This window comes from Actinobacillus delphinicola (assembly GCF_900638385.1).
Taxonomy (GTDB): Bacteria; Pseudomonadota; Gammaproteobacteria; order Enterobacterales; family Pasteurellaceae; genus Actinobacillus_C; species Actinobacillus_C delphinicola.
In genome coordinates this window covers 474,326-492,762 of sequence record NZ_LR134510.1, presented here as the reverse complement: position 1 = coordinate 492,762, position 18,437 = coordinate 474,326, and the positions used below count along the sequence as shown (strand labels likewise).

22 protein-coding genes are annotated in these 18,437 nt (G+C 37.3%); 7 read left to right on the top strand and 15 right to left on the bottom strand.

Translation table 11 applies throughout. The features are described from left to right. The first annotated feature begins 89 nt into the window (after positions 1–89). The 4 genes from EL259_RS02220 to cysE all read left to right on the top strand — a co-directional run bounded on the left by EL259_RS02220 (position 90) and on the right by cysE (position 3,015). Positions 90–557 (top strand): rhodanese-like domain-containing protein, encoded by a 468-nt coding sequence (locus EL259_RS02220; RefSeq protein WP_126598602.1) that lies wholly within the window; start codon positions 90–92, stop codon positions 555–557. A 9-nt stretch (positions 558–566) separates the two neighbouring features. Next, entirely contained in the window at positions 567–1,088 is a 522-nt protein-coding gene (gene secB / locus EL259_RS02215; RefSeq protein WP_126598600.1) for a protein-export chaperone SecB, read from the top strand. An 85-nt stretch (positions 1,089–1,173) separates the two neighbouring features. After that, on the top strand, positions 1,174–2,190 hold the full coding sequence (gpsA, locus tag EL259_RS02210; protein WP_408608231.1) for an NAD(P)H-dependent glycerol-3-phosphate dehydrogenase: 1,017 nt from the start codon (positions 1,174–1,176) through the stop codon (positions 2,188–2,190). 27 nt (positions 2,191–2,217) lie between these two features. Beyond that, a complete protein-coding gene (gene cysE, locus EL259_RS02205) occupies positions 2,218–3,015 on the top strand; it encodes a serine O-acetyltransferase (RefSeq protein ID WP_126598598.1) in 798 nt (265 codons plus the stop codon). Here the strand turns inward: cysE and folA are convergent. The 4 genes from folA to greB form a co-directional block, all read right to left on the bottom strand. After that, the gene (gene folA, locus EL259_RS02200) at positions 3,008–3,502 is read right to left on the bottom strand and encodes a type 3 dihydrofolate reductase (protein ID WP_126598596.1); all 495 of its coding nucleotides are present in this window, start codon (positions 3,500–3,502) and stop codon (positions 3,008–3,010) included. The two genes, cysE and folA, sit on opposite strands and share 8 nt — an antisense overlap. Before the next feature lie 60 nt (positions 3,503–3,562). After that, on the bottom strand, positions 3,563–4,030 hold the full coding sequence (locus tag EL259_RS02195; protein WP_126598594.1) for a threonine/serine exporter family protein: 468 nt from the start codon (positions 4,028–4,030) through the stop codon (positions 3,563–3,565). Position 4,031: 1 nt separating this feature from the next. Beyond that, positions 4,032–4,808, bottom strand: a complete 777-nt coding sequence (locus EL259_RS02190) for a threonine/serine exporter family protein (RefSeq protein WP_126598592.1) — start codon at positions 4,806–4,808, stop codon at positions 4,032–4,034. Positions 4,809–4,916: 108 nt separating this feature from the next. Beyond that, positions 4,917–5,396 (bottom strand): transcription elongation factor GreB, encoded by a 480-nt coding sequence (gene greB, locus EL259_RS02185; RefSeq protein ID WP_126598591.1) that lies wholly within the window; start codon positions 5,394–5,396, stop codon positions 4,917–4,919. Positions 5,397–5,471: 75 nt separating this feature from the next. Between greB and EL259_RS02180 the strand changes: the two genes are divergently transcribed. After that, the gene (locus EL259_RS02180) at positions 5,472–7,772 is read left to right on the top strand and encodes a Tex family protein (RefSeq protein ID WP_126598589.1); all 2,301 of its coding nucleotides are present in this window, start codon (positions 5,472–5,474) and stop codon (positions 7,770–7,772) included. Between the two features lie 12 nt (positions 7,773–7,784). Next, complete coding sequence (gene brnQ / locus EL259_RS02175; RefSeq protein WP_126598587.1) at positions 7,785–9,083, top strand: branched-chain amino acid transport system II carrier protein; 1,299 nt, start codon at positions 7,785–7,787, stop codon at positions 9,081–9,083. Between the two features lie 52 nt (positions 9,084–9,135). Here brnQ and EL259_RS02170 read toward each other — a convergent pair whose 3' ends face one another. Further along, positions 9,136–10,005: a rhomboid family intramembrane serine protease gene (locus EL259_RS02170; RefSeq protein ID WP_126598585.1), complete on the bottom strand. Its 870-nt coding sequence runs from the start codon at positions 10,003–10,005 to the stop codon at positions 9,136–9,138. A 41-nt stretch (positions 10,006–10,046) separates the two neighbouring features. Between EL259_RS02170 and EL259_RS02165 the strand changes: the two genes are divergently transcribed. Further along, positions 10,047–10,394, top strand: coding sequence for a DUF5389 family protein (locus EL259_RS02165; protein WP_126598583.1), 348 nt, complete (start codon positions 10,047–10,049; stop codon positions 10,392–10,394). 33 nt (positions 10,395–10,427) lie between these two features. Here the strand turns inward: EL259_RS02165 and EL259_RS02160 are convergent, their stop codons facing one another. From EL259_RS02160 to EL259_RS02115, 10 genes are all read right to left on the bottom strand, one after another. Then, positions 10,428–11,816, bottom strand: a complete 1,389-nt coding sequence (locus EL259_RS02160) for a DASS family sodium-coupled anion symporter (protein WP_126598581.1) — start codon at positions 11,814–11,816, stop codon at positions 10,428–10,430. A 231-nt stretch (positions 11,817–12,047) separates the two neighbouring features. Then, the gene (gene fghA, locus EL259_RS02155) at positions 12,048–12,878 is read right to left on the bottom strand and encodes an S-formylglutathione hydrolase (RefSeq protein WP_126598579.1); all 831 of its coding nucleotides are present in this window, start codon (positions 12,876–12,878) and stop codon (positions 12,048–12,050) included. Positions 12,879–12,950: 72 nt separating this feature from the next. Continuing rightward, entirely contained in the window at positions 12,951–14,075 is a 1,125-nt protein-coding gene (locus tag EL259_RS02150) for an S-(hydroxymethyl)glutathione dehydrogenase/class III alcohol dehydrogenase (protein ID WP_126598577.1), read from the bottom strand. Positions 14,076–14,104: 29 nt separating this feature from the next. Next, positions 14,105–14,383: a formaldehyde-responsive transcriptional repressor FrmR gene (gene frmR, locus EL259_RS02145; protein WP_126598575.1), complete on the bottom strand. Its 279-nt coding sequence runs from the start codon at positions 14,381–14,383 to the stop codon at positions 14,105–14,107. A gap of 113 nt (positions 14,384–14,496) precedes the next feature. Next, positions 14,497–14,871 carry a hypothetical protein gene (locus EL259_RS02140; protein ID WP_126598573.1) on the bottom strand — a complete coding sequence of 125 codons (375 nt, stop codon included), beginning with the start codon at positions 14,869–14,871 and terminating at the stop codon, positions 14,497–14,499. A gap of 178 nt (positions 14,872–15,049) precedes the next feature. Beyond that, positions 15,050–15,817, bottom strand: coding sequence for a triose-phosphate isomerase (tpiA, locus tag EL259_RS02135; RefSeq protein WP_126598572.1), 768 nt, complete (start codon positions 15,815–15,817; stop codon positions 15,050–15,052). An 88-nt stretch (positions 15,818–15,905) separates the two neighbouring features. Continuing rightward, complete coding sequence (yggU, locus tag EL259_RS02130) at positions 15,906–16,223, bottom strand: DUF167 family protein YggU (RefSeq protein WP_126598570.1); 318 nt, start codon at positions 16,221–16,223, stop codon at positions 15,906–15,908. Between the two features lie 30 nt (positions 16,224–16,253). Then, a complete protein-coding gene (locus tag EL259_RS02125; RefSeq protein ID WP_126598568.1) occupies positions 16,254–16,799 on the bottom strand; it encodes a YggT family protein in 546 nt (181 codons plus the stop codon). After that, complete coding sequence (gene corA, locus EL259_RS02120; protein WP_126598566.1) at positions 16,799–17,749, bottom strand: magnesium/cobalt transporter CorA; 951 nt, start codon at positions 17,747–17,749, stop codon at positions 16,799–16,801. The genes EL259_RS02125 and corA overlap by 1 nt, the downstream gene beginning before the upstream one ends. Positions 17,750–18,094: 345 nt before the next feature. Next, complete coding sequence (locus EL259_RS02115) at positions 18,095–18,430, bottom strand: YggL family protein (RefSeq protein WP_126598564.1); 336 nt, start codon at positions 18,428–18,430, stop codon at positions 18,095–18,097. Positions 18,431–18,437: the final 7 nt, after the last annotated feature.

The following is an 18,437-nucleotide window of genomic DNA, read 5'->3' as shown; positions in this document are numbered from 1 at the left end:
TAGTATTGTTAAATGGTATTCAATGCCTTTGAATCTGATTGAATAATGGTTATACTAACGGTCTATTTTTATTTTATATTGAGAGAATTATGCAAGGATCTAATCTTCAAGAATTTTTACCGCAAGCTATTGAATTTGCGAAAAATCATAGCTTTCTTGTTATCGCATGGATTGTATTATTCGTGATGACAATTTACTTTTTTTATAAAGATGGAACACGTAAATTTAAAATTATTGAAAACGATGATGCAATTCGTTTAATGAATACTAAAGATGCGGTTCTTATCGACTTAAGACCTATGGAAGATTTCCAACGTGGACATATTGTAGGCAGCCTAAATATCCTTCCACAAGAAATTAAGGAAGATAATATTGGTAAATTAGAAAAATACAAATCTTCGCCAGTTATTATTATTGATCAAGTTGGAATGGGCGGTATTAATGTTGCCAAATCTGCTGAAACCTTGGTTAAGCTTGGATTTGCAGACGTATATATTTTAAGAGAGGGTATTGTTGGTTGGAATTCTGCTAACTTACCTTTAGTAACCAAAAAATAAGGATGAAATATGACTGATGAAGTAAAAAATGATGCAGCAATTGCAGATGAGCAAGCAGCACAACCTGTATTGGATATCCAACGTATTTATGTGAAAGATATCTCATTTGAAGCACCGAATCTTCCACATATTTTTAAACAAGAATGGAAACCACAATTAAGCTTTGATTTAAATACAGAAGCGAATCAGTTAGAAGGTGATCTCTATGAAGTATGCTTAAACATTTCAGTAGAGACTACCTTAGAAGATAGTGGTGATGTTGCGTTTATTTGTGAAGTAAAACAAGCTGGCGTATTCACAATCAGTGGGTTAGATGAAATCCAAATGGCACATTGCTTAACCTCTCAATGTCCAAGCATGCTTTTCCCATACGCACGTGAATTAATTTCTAATCTTGTTAACCGAGGAACGTTCCCTGCATTAAATTTAAATCCTATTAATTTTGATGCATTATTTGTTGATTATATGCAACGTCAGCAAGCTGAGTTAGAAGCTCAAAAGGAAAATCCTGATAATCCAACTGCACATTAATGTAATTAGGGAAGTGCTAAGCATTTCCCTTTTTTGTATATTGATGTTGATCGTGTAAATCTGTATTTAAGGAGAGATGATGAATATGGCGACCTCACCTACACAAAATCATATCGCTGTTCTCGGCGCAGGCTCTTTTGGAACATCGTTGGCTGTTGCTTTTGCAAGAAATGGACATCCTACTTTTCTTTGGGGGCATGATGCAGAACACTGTCATAAATTGAAAGAAGATAGAGAAAATAAGGCATATTTACCAGGTATTTCTTTTCCACCAACTTTGACAGTAGAAGCAGATTTAAAAACAGTAATAGCGCACTCACGTGATATTTTTATTGTTGTACCTAGTCATGCAGTGGCAGATCTTGTGAAACAACTTAAACCTTATCTTCGTTCTGATAGCCGCATTGTTCTTGCAAGTAAAGGTTTAGAAACAGATACAGGGCGTTTATTACAAGAAGTGATTGAAGATGAATTAGGTAAACGTTATCCATTTGCCGTATTGTCTGGACCTACTTTTGCTAAAGAGCTCGCTGAAGGATTGCCGACTGCAATTACATTAGCTTCAAAAGATCAAGACTTTGCGAAAGAATTGCAAGCAAAAATTCATTGCAGTAAAAATTTCCGTGTTTATATCAATGATGATGTTATTGGCGTTCAGTTGGGAGGAGCGATTAAAAATGTCATTGCGATCAGCACGGGTATTTCTGATGGAATGGGATTTGGTGCAAATGCAAGAACAGCACTAATTACGCGTGGCTTAGCTGAAATTAGTCGTCTTGGAGCAAGTTTAAATGCAAAACCAGAAACTTTTACTGGTATGTCTGGCTTAGGTGATTTAGTTTTAACATGTACCGATAACCAATCACGTAACCGTCGTTTTGGATTAATGCTTGGACAAGGATTATCTGCCTTTGATGCAATGAAAGAAATCGGCCAGGTGGTGGAAGGGTATCATAATACTCGAGAAGTCTTTAAATTAGCACAACGTCAAGGCGTAGAAATGCCAATTACGGAACAAATTTATCAAGTGCTATTTTGTGGTAAGGATACGAAAGATGTCGTATTACATTTACTCGGTAGAGAAAGTAAAAGCGAGTCTTAAAATAATTCAAAATTAAGGAAGAATGACATGGCAAGTGTTTCAGCAGAGGTATGGCAAATTCTACGGGAAGAAACTCAAATTCAAGTAGAAGCAGAGCCAGTGCTGGCAAGTTTTTTGTATTCAACAATTTTAAAGCACCCTCATTTGGGTGCAGCATTAAGCTATATTTTAGCTAATAAGCTGGCAAATCCTATCATGCCAGCAATTGCTTTGCGTGAAATTATTGAAGAAGCATACCGTGCTGAGCCGCAGATTATTGAAAGTGCTGCTTATGATATTAAAGCGGTAAGAATGCGTGATCCTGCGGTGGAATTATGGTCAACCCCTTTATTGTATTTAAAGGGTTATCAAGCACTTCAAAGCTTTAGAATTACTCATTATCTATGGAAACAGGGACGTAAAGCACTTGCAATTTATTTGCAAAATCAGATTTCTGTTGCATTCGATGTCGATATTCATCCTGCTGCCCGTATTGGTTGTGGAATTATGTTTGATCACGCTACGGGCATTGTTGTGGGTGAAACATCTATTATTGAAAATGATGTTTCAATTCTGCAAGGTGTTACCCTTGGGGGAACAGGTAAGGAATGTGGCGATCGTCATCCTAAGATTCGAGAAGGCGTTATGATTGGGGCAGGGGCAAAGATTTTAGGAAATATTGAAATTGGACGCTACGCAAAAATTGGGGCAAATTCAGTGGTACTAAAGCCAGTTGCTCCTTATACCACTGTCGCTGGTGTGCCGGCTCGTGAAATTGGAAAAAATCCACAAGAAAAACCAGCTTTTGAAATGAATCAAGATTTTACTAAAGGTCAAATTATTTAATTCGATCTAAAATTAAAAAACGTAAATCATAAGGATTTTTTTCGTCTTTAGGGCGGAAAAGATCCTTTTCAATTTTCCAGTCGGAAAGCGAAAATTCAGGGAAAAACGCATCACCTTCTAATGATGTTTGGATTTCCGTAAGATAAAGACGATCAATTTTATTGAAATATTGTTTAAATACTTCTCCACCACCGATAATCATGATTTCTTGCGCTTCATTTACTAATTCGATTGCATCTTCAATATTTTTCGCCCAAAGCACACCTTCATGAATAAAAGGTTTGCGTGATAAAACGATATTGGTTCTTTGTGGAAGTGGTTTACCAATACTTTCAAAGGTCTTACGTCCCATAACGATAGGTTTTCCAACGGTATTTTCTTTAAACCATGCAAAATCTGCAGGCAAGTGCCATGGCATACTATTGTTGCGACCAATGACATGATTTTGTGTCATCGCCACGATAAAACTAAGGCGTGGGGATTGCATATTTATATAACCTCTCAATAAAAGCTATAAATTTTACCGAAAATTGGGGCGTCATGAAAGTTAGACAACGGGTTTGTGGCGGTAAAATAACATGCCTGGTAGAGATAATCCGAATGCTAATGCGCCGACTAAGAAGGTGGTGGTAATAAAATTATTCACCATGGCATGAAAGCGAATATCAGAAAAGCCGTAATGGTGAATTTGTACCATTGCGATCATAGCTTTATAGGCATAAACCCCAGGAATCATAGGAATAATCGCTGCAACCGTAAATACTTTCGGATGAGCCAAATAACGATGGGAGAGATGAACGCCTAAGAATCCGATAAGCGATGATGCAAAAAAGGTTGAGAATACCAAAGGCAGACCAAAATAGACGAGTATAGTTCGTGTACCATGTCCAAGTGCAGCAAGAATTGCACAGTATTTTAATGCACGAGGCGGTACGTTAAAAATTAACCCAAAGCCAACTGCTGGAATCATTGAAAAAAACATATCATCTAATATGTGTAAAAAAAATGCCGACATATTATGCCCCCCAATGTGTGATTCTTAAAACGCTCAAGGCAAATACGATGCCTAGGCAAGCACCGAAAGTTAAAATAGTAGCAATTGCCCACCGAGCCATCCCCATACTAATATGACCTTTTAAAATATCAGCTAAGGAATTAACGAGTGGAAATCCAGGGACAAGTAAGAGTACGCTTGAAGCAAGGGCGATTTGAGGATCATTACCCAAATGATATTTTAAAGCTAATCCCGATATGAGCGATGCGACAAAGGCAGTAATAGAAAAAACAATGAGGGGATTAAAATGCCGAGAGGCAAGGGCCTGGCGGACATACATACCGATAGAGGAAGCAATAAACGTTACAAGAGATATCATAGCATTGCCGCCCGCTAAATGGGCAAAAGAAGCGCAAGAAAGCCCTATCATACCGACGACGACATAGCGATTATAATGAAGTGGTTTGATGTTATCTAATTTACAGCGGACTTGCTTCCAATCATAAATCTGGTGTTCGGCGAGGATGACAATGTGCTGGACTTCCGTTACTACCTGCATATTAATTCCCTTATCGTAATTATTACGCACGGTTGTGAGGCAATGACCGTCTGCGATGGTTGTTACAATAACGGCATTTGGTGTGAGTGCACATTCTACATTTTCCATGCCAAGAGCAAGTCCTAAACGCATAGTTAACTGAACGATAACGGCACTTTCAGTTCCATGTTGTAGCAGTAATAATGCAGTACGGGCACACAGTTTGGTTATTTCACGTTGATGATCGTGTTTTTCCTGCATAAATAAACGTCCTAAAAGGTAAATTTAATTAAACCCTTTTATTATAAATGATTTTTTTATGAACAGAGGATATCCTTTCACATTTATTTAAAAGTGGAACAATAGTAACTATGTTTTATCGTACCAAATTTTATTAATATAAAAAGTCGTTAATCCTTTAGGCGTATTCACTTGAATTTCAGCATCAATTTCTTTGCCAATTAATGCTCGGGCAACAGGACTATCAATGGAAATCCAGTTTTTACTTGGATCAAACTCATCGCCACCAACGATTCTATACTGATTTATTTGACCATGCTCATCTTCTAGTTCAACCCATGCACCAAAGAATACTTTCCCTTCTTGATTAGGGTGATAATCAACGATTTTTAAAGCTTCTAAGCGTTTACTCAGAAAACGGACACGGCGGTCAATTTCACGTAAACGACGTTTTCCGTAAATATATTCAGCATTTTCACTGCGATCGCCTTGAGCGGCTGCTTCCGATACGCTACGGGTAATTAAAGGGCGTTCTTCTTTCCAAAGATATTTTAGTTCCTGATCCAGTGCGTTCCACCCAGCACGGGTAATATAATCTGATTTTGCCATAAAATTTATCATTAAATTATTGATGGAATAATGATAGCATACAGCTCTTGTTTTTTAATCTATTCCATAAAAACTATGCAAAATTCAACTATTTCTCACATTATTGCCAAAGAATTGGCAGTAAATCCGCAACAAATTCTTGCTGCAATCAGCTTACTTGAAGATGGTAATACCATTCCATTTATCGCACGTTATCGAAAAGAGGCAACAGGCGGTCTTGATGATACACAACTTCGTTATTTTGAAACACGCCTAAATTACTTGCGTGAATTAGATGATCGTCGCCAAACGATTCTGCGATCTATCGAGGAACAAGGCAAATTAACTGAAGAACTCGCACATAAAATTCAACAGTGTGAAAGCAAAACAGAACTAGAAGATCTTTACTTACCGTATAAGCCAAAACGTCGCACTAAAGGGCAAATAGCCATCGAAAATGGTTTACAACCGCTAGCACAACAATTATGGGAAGGTAAAGATCTGGATCCAGAGAGTCTTGCCTCAACTTTTGTTGATGGTGATAAAGTGGCGAATACAAAGGCAGCACTTGATGGCGCCCGTTATATCTTAATGGAGCAATTTGCAGAAGATGCAGCCCTTATCGCAAAATTACGTAATTTTTTACAAAAGAATGCATACATAAAAGCAACGGTAATTTCTGGCGAAGAGGAGCGAGGTGCGAAGTTCCAAGATTACTTTGCGTATAGCGAACAATGGAAACATATTCCTTCGCATCGTGCATTAGCGATGTTGCGTGGTCGTAACGAGGGAGTTTTAAATTTAGCGATGGTGACTGAGCCTGATGAAGAAATGGCAACAAAAAGTTACTGTGAAGATCTTATTCAGGAACATCTTGGAATTACTTTAACAAACAATGCTTTGGATAAATGGCGCGCTCAGGTCATTAGTTGGACGTGGAAGATCAAACTTGCTCTTCACTTGGAAACTGAATTGATGGCGGATCTTAAAGATCGTGCAGAGAGTGAAGCGATTGATGTATTTGCGACAAATCTAAAAGCGTTACTCATGGCAGCGCCTGCGGGTGCTAAAACAACGATTGGTCTAGATCCTGGTATTCGTACAGGGGTAAAAGTCGCAGTTGTTGATAATACGGGAAAAGTTTTAGCAACGGATGCGATTTATCCGCATACAGGGCAAGAAAAACAAGCGATGGCAACCCTAGCAAGTTTCATTAAAAAATATCATGCGGAACTGATTGCGATTGGTAACGGTACTGCATCACGTGAAACAGAACGTTTTGCAAAAAATGTTGTGAGTTTATTAGACGGCGATAAACCGCAAATTGTAGTAGTGAGTGAGGCAGGTGCATCTGTATATTCTGCATCAGAATTTGCTGCCAATGAATTTCCAGATATGGATGTAGCGTTGCGTGGGGCAGTATCTATTGCGCGTCGTTTACAAGATCCCCTTGCTGAATTAGTAAAAATTGATCCAAAAGCGATTGGTGTAGGGCAATATCAGCACGATGTAAACCAAAATCAATTAGCCAAAAAACTGGATAATGTCGTGGAAGACTGCGTAAATGCGGTTGGGGTTGATCTAAATACCGCCTCTGTACCACTTTTATCACAAGTCGCAGGGATGAATAAAACATTGGCACAAAATATTGTTACTTATCGTGATGAACATGGTCGTTTTGAAACTCGCAATGAACTGAAAAAAGTGCCACGTTTAGGTCCTAAAGCCTTTGAACAATGTGCGGGATTTATGCGAATTAATGGTGGTAAAAATCCGCTTGATGCATCAGGTGTTCATCCAGAGGCTTATCCTGTTGTAGAGAAAATTTTACAGGATTGTAAACAATCAATCCTTGACATTATGGGAAATATCAGCATACTCGAAAAACTTGATGCAAAAAACTTTACAGATAGTCAATTTGGCTTGCCAACTGTTAAAGACATTTTTAAAGAGCTAGAAAAACCAGGAAGAGACCCACGTGGTGAGTTTAAAACTGCAACTTTCATGGATGGCGTGAATGAGATTTCCGATTTAAAAGAGGGCATGGTTTTAGAAGGCACAGTCACAAATGTTACAAATTTTGGTGCTTTTGTTGATATCGGTGTGCATCAAGATGGACTTGTCCATATATCCGCGCTTGCAGATAGTTTTGTTGATGATCCGCATAAAGTTGTCAAAACAGGGGATATTGTCAAGGTTACCGTAACTGAAGTTGACATCCCGAGAAAACGTATTGCACTTAGCATGCGTACTCAAAATATTGATGGACGTAAAAAGGAAAGCAGTAAAACATCTGCTCGCTACGAGGGTTCTTTACGAACTCGTCAGCAACAATCACTCCAAAGTTCAGCGATGGGCAATGCTTTTGCCGATGCGTTGAAACATTGGAAAAAATAGAAAAGGGGCTACATGAATAAAAATACATTTGTTGTCGGATTCATGCTTTTCGCCATTTTCTTTGGCGCAGGCAACTTAATATTTCCACCAAAGCTCGGTGCTGATTCGGGCGTTGATTTTTGGCCATCAATTTTAGGATTTGTGGTAACAGGCGTGGGGCTGCCATTACTTGGTATTGCCGTAGGCTCTTTTTATAAAGGTGGTTATAAAGAAATACTGAAACGCATTCATCCGGCTTTTGCACTTTGCTTATTACTTGCAATTTTCCTGGCATTAGGACCATTTTTTGGTGGCCCACGTACGGCAGCGACTGCCTATTCGATTGCGATGGTGCCATTTTTAGATCATCCAAATGCAACTGCACAATTTATCTTTTGCTTGATTTATTTCTTAATCTCATTGTGGTTAAGTTTAAATCCTGCACAAATGGTCGATCGTGTAGGGGAAATTCTGACACCAGCATTATTAATTGGGTTAATTGCTTTGATTGTAAAATCATACTTCTTATTCAACGCTTATCCCGCTATTCCTGTAGAACATCCGATTCCTGCACCTTTTATTAATGGAATGGTTGAAGGGTATTCTACCTTAGATGCACTAGCATCAGTGGTATTTGCGGTAGTAGTATTAACAGCAATTAAAGAAAAAAGTCCAAAAGGAACATCGATTTCTAAACAAACCGTTTATGCAGGGATTATTGCCTCTGTATTTTTAACCATTATTTATATTGCATTAGGATGGTTAGGAAATCGTTTGCCAGTGGAAATTAATGAGCATCAAAGTATTGGTCCACAAATTTTGAATACAGCCGCAGTACTTGCGTATGGTGAATTTGGACGTGTTTTACTTGGTATTATTGTAACGTTAGCTTGTTTAACAACAACTATCGGGATTGGTACGGCAAGTAGTGAATATTTCCATGAAATTTTCCCACGCATTTCGTACAAAACGTATGTGGTGTTATTTACTATTGTAAGTTTCATCATTGCTAATATTGGATTAAAAGCAGTAATTGATAAATCCTTACCAGTTTTATTAATTCTTTATCCAATCACGATGACAGTAATTATTTTATTACTAATTAACTTATTCGTGAAATTACCATTGGCATCCCATCGTTTCGCTGCAGGATTGGTAACTATTGAGTCATTTTGTGTTGTTTTAGGAAAATCACACCTGACCTGGCTCTCATCATTACCGATTCGTGAAGATATGGTTTGGATTTTCTTTGCCTTTGCTGGGGTAATCTTAGGCTATATTTGGCAAGCTTTCTCTAAAAAGAAAGAAGTACTAGTAGGTGTTCCAGATTAGTGGTTTAAATAAAAAACGGTTCTTCGGAACCGTTTTTTTTATTGCATCTTTATTAAGATTTTATATGTCGCTTTTGGGTTAAAGCAAGCAGCATCCCTATTATAAATCCACTGATATGGGCAGCATTCCCTGTATAAATACCAATAATTGGTGTCGCAAAACCGAGAATAATCCCAATAATCAACATAGTGAAGAAACCATCAGGTAGCATAAAACGGTCAGGGAAAAATTTATTCAGAATAAGGACAAATCCAAGTACGGCATAAACTACGCCGGATAGCCCAAAGAAATCAGGACCTGAGAAATAATTTTCAACCATGGCTGAAATTAGTGCAGAACAGAAAAATAAAATGATCAGTTGTAATGTACCGCATTGTCTTTCAATTAATCCTGCAAATAACCACCAGAATAGAAGATTAAATCCTAAATGCCACCACGATAAATGAACAAGGGCAGGTGTGATATATCGCCACCAATCCTTCTGTTCAAAAGCATCGGTTGGATAATGGAAAAGTTGCATAATTGCTTCCCTAAACCCTATGACTTCTAACACATAAATTCCGAAACAAAGTAGGGTGATGAATAATGTAAATTTGATTGGATAAATATTTTTCCAACTAAAGGTATCTTTTGTAAAAAATTTTTTGAAAATCGTGGCGTAATAATTCGTTGTATTTTGGGAAACCATTCCGACTTCCCAACTAGTTTGTGTTGTTTTATCATCGGGATTAAAGGACTGAGCTGCTTGCATAATTTTTTGAAAATAAGGGTTATTTTCTTCTAGAAACGCAGCAAAGAGATAATGTGTTTGGTCGCTTTGAGGAATGGCATAAAGCGTTAGTGAAACACCATATTGTTTGAAAATATAATCCCTAAATTGCAAGGTAATTTGTTCTATTTGACTAGCGAAAACCTGTTGCATTTTTTATAATCCTAATACTTTCTTTTTGATAAGGGAACTTTATGAAATCTCGTAAGAATAATTCATTACCTACAGGATTCACACCTTTTGCCTGGGCGATAGGTTTCTTCTGTTTACCGATCGTATTGTATCCTGTGGCATTGTTGTTATCTCCTAATATTATGGATAATCCCCATCTTTCGCAATGGACAATTCGTATCATGATTACGTTCTTTTGGATTTATCCATTTTTATTAGGACTCGTGTCACGTATTTGGTATGTCGTCCATCAACGTAATCCCTTGATTGGGCGTTGGGGCTTGGGACTAAGTATTCTTGCTTTCTATCTTATTGTTTACTATATATTAGATGTTGGGTTTATTTATCATTTACCCTCAGTCATGCATTAAAAAAATCCCTCATTAATGAGGGATTTTTTATATCTAAAACCAGAAGAAATATGCCACTGTTGATATGAGTAGGATACTGATAATATTCAACCAGAAACCTGCTTTTAGCATATCTTGTTGCCGAATTTCACCTGTACCAAAGACAATTGCATTCGGTGGCGTGGCGACTGGAAGCATAAAGGCACACGATGCTCCGATACCGATAATAAGTGCTAAACCTGTATCTGGTAGCCCTAAAGATTGAGCGATTGAAATAAAAATAGGGACCAGTAAAGCGGCACTCGCAGTATTAGATGTAAATTCAGTTAAGAATACAATAAAGGTCGCAACCAGTAATCCGATAAGATAGAAATGTCCTCCTTTAATGAGGAAAACGATACCATCAGCAAGAATTTTACTTGCACCTGAATTTTTCAATACCATACTCAGCGTAATGCCACCACCAAATAAAATGAGTACGCCCCAGTCAGTACTATTTTGGATATCTTTCCAACGGGCAGTCTGAGTAATGCAAATTAGAATTACCGCAAGGAGTGCAATGACACTATCAAATTGGACAATTTTATTACCTAACCCTAATAAACTAGAAATGATAGGATTAAGTTGTTTACTAAAAATCCATAACACAGAGATTAAAATAAAAATCGTTAGCGCAGTCATGCGTTCTTTGGTTAGTGGGATTTTTTCTAAATCTTGTTCAAAATGAAAATCTAATTTAGGTTTAAAAATAATGTAAAGTGTACCGACCATGAGTGGCAACAATAAAAGCATGATTGGTAAACCAAACTTCATCCACTCAATAAAGTTCATATTTAATTGAGAGGCAACGATCGCATTTGGTGGGCTACCAACGAGAGAACCCATGCCCCCGATACTTGCACTATAAGCGATACCTAACAGAATAAAGACATAAGTATTATGGTAGGTGCGGCGATCGAGTTGGCTTAAAATTCCCATGGCAAGAGGTAGCATCATGGCTGCAGTTGCCGTATTACTCATCCACATAGAGAGGAACGCAGTAATACCAAACAAATATAATGCAGCGACAAAAACTTTTCCTTTTGCAAGTGCCATAATTTTATTTGCGATAATTTGATCGATTTTTTGTTTGTGGAGAGCCGTTGCGAGTGCGAAACCACCAAAGAATAAGAAAATGATCGGATTTGCAAAAGAAACCAGCGCTTCGTGCGTATCGACTAATCCTAGGAATATTGAAATGACAGGAACAAGCAATGCCGTTATTGATACATGAAGGGTTTCTGTTAACCACAAGATAGCAACAAATGCTAATAATGCGAGTCCTTTATTTGCCTGTTCGGGAAAGGGAAGAAAAGCTAATAACAAGAAAAATAGAATGATATCAGCAATAAGTATGACATTTTTTTTATTTAACGGAGAAGAAGGGGGAGGGGATGAATGCATAAAAGTCTCCTCAAAAAATTATTTATTGTAAAGATAATAAAAAAATTATTATTTTTCAAACAAAATTAATTTGTTATTAGTTTAGAAACAAGGCATTTTAGTATACTATAAAAGTTATTTTTATGTATAGATAAAGTTATTTTTATGTGAAAACATAAAAATAACGCCCCAATTTTCATAAAAATTTTCGAAAATTGGGGCGTGCGTGAAATATAAAAAATTAAATAAAAATTATTTAGCTAATTTAGCTGCATGGAATTTAATATGATCTTCCATGTAGGTTGCGATGAAGTAATAGCTGTGATCATAACCGTCATGATAACGGATATTTGCGTTTACACCCATTTTTTCGCAAGCTTCAGCGAAAAGTTCAGGTTTTAATTGTTCTGGATAGAACGGATCACTTAAACCTTGATCGATTAAGATTTCATCGACTTTTTTACCAGCAAGAATTAAACGCATTGGATCATATTCCGCCCAAGTGTTTTCATCTGCACCAAGGTAAGCGGTAAATGCTTTTTGTCCCCACGGTACGATACTTGGTGTAACGATAGGCGAAAATGCAGAAACGCTTTGATACATTTCTGGATTACGTAACGCTAGAACCAGCGCGCCTAAACCACCCATTGAGTGACCAAAGATGCCTTGTTTACCATTGGTGTTAAAGGTTTCGTTAACAAGTTTTGGTAATTCTTTAGTGATGTAATCATACATCTTGAAGTTTTTCGCCCAAGGTTCTTGAGTTGCCATTAAATAGAATCCCGCACCTTGACCTAAATCGTAATCTGGGCTGTTTGGAATATCTTCGCCACGTGGACTTGTGTCTGGCGCGATAATGATAATGCCATGTTCTTCAGCGTAGCGTTGGAAACCTGATTTTGTTGTTACGTTTTGTTCAGTACAGGTTAAACCAGATAAGAAATAAAGCACTGGGCATTTTTCAGTTTTAGCTTTACTTGGAATGAAAGCAGCGAAAGTCATATCGCAGCCTAATGTATCTGAATGATGTTGCCAAATTTCTTGGTCGCCACCAAACATTACATGAGATTCGGTTTTTTGCATAAATATTCCTAAAAAATTTGTGAAGAATAAATATAAAGAAGGGCGGTCATGCCGCCCTAATTTTGCATCAAATTAGTATTTGATAACGGTACGAATTGCTTTACCTTGGTGAAGTAATTCGAATGCTTCGTTGATTTTGTTAAGACCCATTGTATGAGTAACGAACGGAGCTAATTCAATTTCACCGCGCATTGCTTGTTCAACCATGCCTGGTAATTGGCTACGACCTTTAACACCACCGAATGCAGAACCTTTCCATACACGACCAGTTACTAATTGGAATGGACGAGTAGAGATTTCTTGACCTGCACCAGCAACACCGATAATAATTGATTGACCCCAACCACGGTGAGCAACTTCTAATGCATCACGCATGATGTTTACGTTACCGATACATTCAAAAGTATGGTCGATACCCCATTTGTTTACTTTTTCAAATAAAACTTCTTTGATTGGTTTATCGTAGTCTTTAGGGTTAATGCAGTCAGTTGCACCGAATTGTTTTGCTAATTCGAATTTTTCTGGGTTGATATCGATAGCGATGATACGACCAGCTTTAGCTTGGCGAGCACCTTGGATAACTGCTAAACCGATAGCACCAAGACCGAATACAGCAACAGTGTCACCTTCTTGTACTTTAGCAGTGTTGTGAACTGCACCGATACCAGTAGTTACACCACAACCTAATAAGCAAACTTGTTCGTGGTTAGCTTCTGGGTTGATTTTTGCTAAAGAAACTTCAGGAACAACAGTTAATTCACTGAAAGTTGAGCAACCCATGTAGTGGAAAATTGGTTGACCGTTGTAAGAGAAACGAGTTGTACCGTCTGGCATTAAGCCTTTACCTTGAGTTTCGCGAACTGCTACACAAAGGTTAGTTTTACCAGATTTACAGAATTCACATTCACCACATTCAGCTGTGTAAAGTGGAATTACGTGATCACCAGGTTTAACGCTAGTTACACCTTCACCAACTTCAACAACGATACCAGCACCTTCGTGACCAAGAACAACTGGGAAGATACCTTCTGGATCTGCGCCAGATAAAGTGAATGCGTCAGTGTGGCAAACACCTGTGTGAGTATTGCGAATTAAAACTTCACCTTTTTTAGGTGCTTCAACATCAATTTCTACTAGTTGTAGAGGTTCGTTTGCAGCAAAAGCAACTGCTGCACGTGATTTATAAGTTTTTTTCATTTCACTTCCTTTCAAATTGAAATTTAGTTTTATTTTAAATAAGTACGAATAAGCTCTATGGCATCATTCACTGTTGCCTGCATACGGTAATCTACCGATGGGCAGTGATCAGAAAAGGTTTCTCTTAAATGGCTTTCTAAAATTTGTGCCATTAAACCATTTGTAGCGCCGCGCACTGCAGCAATTTGCTGCAAAATGGCTTTACATTCAACTTCATTTTCTAAGGCTTGTTCCAAAGAATTAAGCTGACCTTTTAAGCGGCGAACGCGAGTGAGAACTTTCTTTTTTTCTTCAGGCGTACTTGGCATAAATTAATATCCTCGCTGATCGTTAACTTGTAATATACTATACTCCAGTATATTTATATCGGCAAATAGAAATTAATAAAAAATATAAAAATACTAATTAATAGGTATAAATACTATTTTTGAGATAACAAAATAGGCTGGGAAAGAGAGAGCGCATATAGATTGGCGATAAGATGAGTTTGTTCGTTTGCAGGAATGTGAAAAGGAATATGGGAGAGAAGTTGCTGATGATAATAAAGGATTTTAGGGTAGGTTTGGCTATCTTTAATTTCTTGAAAAAAACTTGGATGTAAAGCGCTAACGCAAGCACCTCTTTTGATACGACCTAATGCCATCGCTAAATGAAACAGTAGAATTTCAACTTGGGGGGTATGCACATTAATTTTCCACTTTTCTAAATGGTGCTGCCATTTCAATGTAAGTTTTACGATATCTTCATCAATATTTTTATATTGAATTTGCGCTTGAAGCCGAGAAATAAGCGTCATAACGATCTTCCTACTAAACCTAAAAAAAACCCTTCTCGAAAGAAGGGCAATATACCTAAGGAATCACTTTTATTATAACAACTGCAAGTTGCATCTGCTTATTAAGACTAATGCAAACTAAAAAAGTTCTAAAAATAATAAAAAAGACTCAGAAAATTGAGCCTTTTTTTAGAAAATATTAGTTTTTTGCTTTTGCAGCTGCTTTCACAATGGCAGCAAATGCGGGAGCTTTAAGAGAAGCACCACCTACCAATGCACCATCAATATCTGGTTGTGCAAATAATTCCGCTGCGTTTTTATCGTTCACACTACCGCCGTATTGAAGAATAACTTGTTCTGCGACTGCTTTATCGTTTTGTGCGATGTGATCACGGATAAATTTATGTACTGCTTGTGCTTGAGCAGGGGTTGCAGATTTGCCTGTACCAATTGCCCAAATTGGTTCATAAGCAATGACCGCCCCCATTAAAGCTTGTACGCCAAGGCTATCAATGATGGCATCGATTTGAGATGCACAAACACTTTCTGTTTCGCCTTTTTCATTTTGTTCAGCAGTTTCGCCGATACAAAGTACTGGCACCATGTCAAATTTTTTCAATGTAGCAAATTTTTCAGCAATAAAACTATTGCTTTCTTTGTGATATGCACGGCGTTCTGAGTGACCGATGATCACATATTTAACACCAAAATCTTTTAACATTTCAGCAGAAATATCACCTGTGTAAGCACCATTTACGGTAATATCGACATTTTGTGAGCCTAAAGCAATTTTACTGCCATTTAACGCCATTTCTGCTTCTGCTAAATACATAACAGGTGGTGCGATTGCAACATCACAACCTTCAACACCAGTTAATTCTGCTTTGAGTTCGGTAACCAGTTCTTTAGTAAATCTTTTAGTACCATTTAATTTCCAGTTACCCATAACTAAAGGACGACGTGCCATAATATGATCTCCATTGTAAGTTATTAAAAATCTGGGCTGATTGTAGCAAATTTTTGATCGCTTTAAGAGCAATTTTCAAATTAACTGACTAATTTTCTGACATTTTTTGATTAAAATCAGAAAGTAATCTTTGAATGATTTCTGGTATTTGTTTAGGTGCTTGAATGCGTACATATTTATGTCGGCTTAATTCACCTTTTTCCAGAATAACTGCACTTTTAGGAACACGGAAACTTTTACTTAAAAACTTAATAAGATGTTCATTCGCTTTGCCATCAATAGGTGGGGCAGTAATGGTAATTTTAAGTTCGTCATTGTGGATACCAACGAATTGGTCTTTGCTTGCTTTAGGTTGTAAAAAAAGGCGAATATGTAAATCGCCTTCTTGTAAATAAATTGGGGGCATAAATTTTTCCGAAAATTGAGGCGTAGTTAATTACGCCAAGAACCAATATGGAACATATTGATTAAATAATTGATTAATAAATAATAAAATAAATGCGAGAACCATAGGTGAAAAATCAATCATGCCAGTATTAGGTAAAATACGGCGAATCGGTTTTAAAACAGGTTCGGTTAATTGATATAAAATATATTGTAGTGGGTTAGGCGCACGATTAAACCAGCTTAAAATAGCTGCGAAAAAGAGTACATACAATAAAGTTTCACCAGCAACGCTCAGAATATGTAAGACACCAATGAGTACATAGGCAAGGATTTCACTTGGCATAAAACTCATGCTAAGCAGTGGAACCTTAATAAAACCTAATGCAAACACTACAAAAAGTGCGGCTAGGTTTACATGTTTTACAGTTGGAATAAATTTACTTAGCGGTTTAATTACGGGGTTGGTAAATTTTGCCAATGATTGTGAAATAGGATTATAAAAATCAACTTGGCAATATTGAAACCACATTCGTAATATAAAAATTACACTTAATGCACCAATAACGGTACTAAATAAAAATTGAAATGCTTGCATTATAACCATCCTTTACGTTTGAAATACCAATATGGTGCAAATGCCGCTAAAGCCATAAGAACCAGAGCGAGCGGATAACCATATTTCAAATGTAATTCTGGCATAAAACTAAAGTTCATACCATAGTTAGATGCAACAAGTGTTGGTGGTAAGAATATAACGGATACCACTGAGAAGATTTTGATAATGCGGTTTTGTTCAATATTAATAAAACCCATTGCTGCTTGAAGTAAGAAGTTTACTTTTTGGAATAGAGATTCATTATGTGGTTGTAATGATTCAATATCTCGTAAGATTTCACGTGCTTGTTCTAATTGGGTGGCAGGTAAGCGGGTTTTACGCACCAGGAAACTCAGCGCACGTTGGGTATCCATCAAACAGAGGCGTACTTTGGAGCTAGTATCTTCTTGTTCGGTTAAAGTCGCAAGTGCTTCATCAAATTCTTCCCCTTGTTTACCATCAAGAATGACGTGACTTAACTTTTCTAGATCGGCATAAACATTTTCGATGACATCAGCAAGCTGTTCGATTTTAGTTTCAAGGAGATCAAGTAGCACCTCATAGGCGTTGCATTCAGCAAGGCGTTGGCTACGAGAACGCATTCGATAAAGGCGGAAAGCAGGAAGTTCACGATCACGTAAGGTAAATAGACGACCATCACGTAGGGTAAATGCCACACTGGCTAAATCAGCATAGTCATTTTCATCTTCGCAGTAGAAAAATGAGTGCAAGTGAAGACCATCTTCATCTTCAAAGAAACGTGCAGATGCTTCGATATCTTCGAGTTCAAGAAAAGTTGCAAGGCTTTGCTTTAAGTTATCACGAAGTAATTTACGCTCGTCAGGGGTTGGCGCAATGAGATCGATCCAAATTGCTTGATTAAGATCTTGATAGGCGGTTTCATCAATATGAACGAGGCGATCATTTTTTATAGCAAAAGCATTTATCATATTTGTTGTCTCTTGTTGAAGTATAAACAAGCGGAACAGCAAAGATTTCACCACATGGTGTGGATTAATGAAAAATTTTAAAGATACCTGATGACGAGTAGGTAAATTCTACTTATCTGCGATTCCCGCCGATAAGTATAGAAAGGCGAGAGATCAAGAAAATATGATTTGGTATCGACTGTGACTGTCCAACGGGCTTATCCTTATATTGCTTAAATCGTCGGAATGTTACGCCGTAATAATAAGAGCGTCAAGATTTCCAGTAAAACTTTTAAAAAGTTGCTGAAAAATTAGTAAAATATCCGAATAAACGAAAAGCGATGGTATCCCATCGCTTTTTTAAGATTATTTGGTTGGGTATGCCCACCAAATGTCAAAAAGTTCGCTCACTTCAACTTGTTGTAATCCATTGTTTTCTAACCATGTTTTAACAAGTTCACGTTGGCTTTCATCGCATTTGCCAATTTTTTCTAAGCAAACTAGACCTTCCCAATTTAAATAACCGCTACCTTCATAAGCTAAACCGTTAGGTTGGATAACTTCTGCAATAAAACGATCTACTACACTGTCAATTTGATCAATTGGGGTATTTTCAGCAAATTGCCATTTTACTAAAAAGCCTAATTCTTCAAATTCAGCAAGATGCATTTTTTTACGTTGTCTTCTATTACGAGTCGCCATTTTTTTC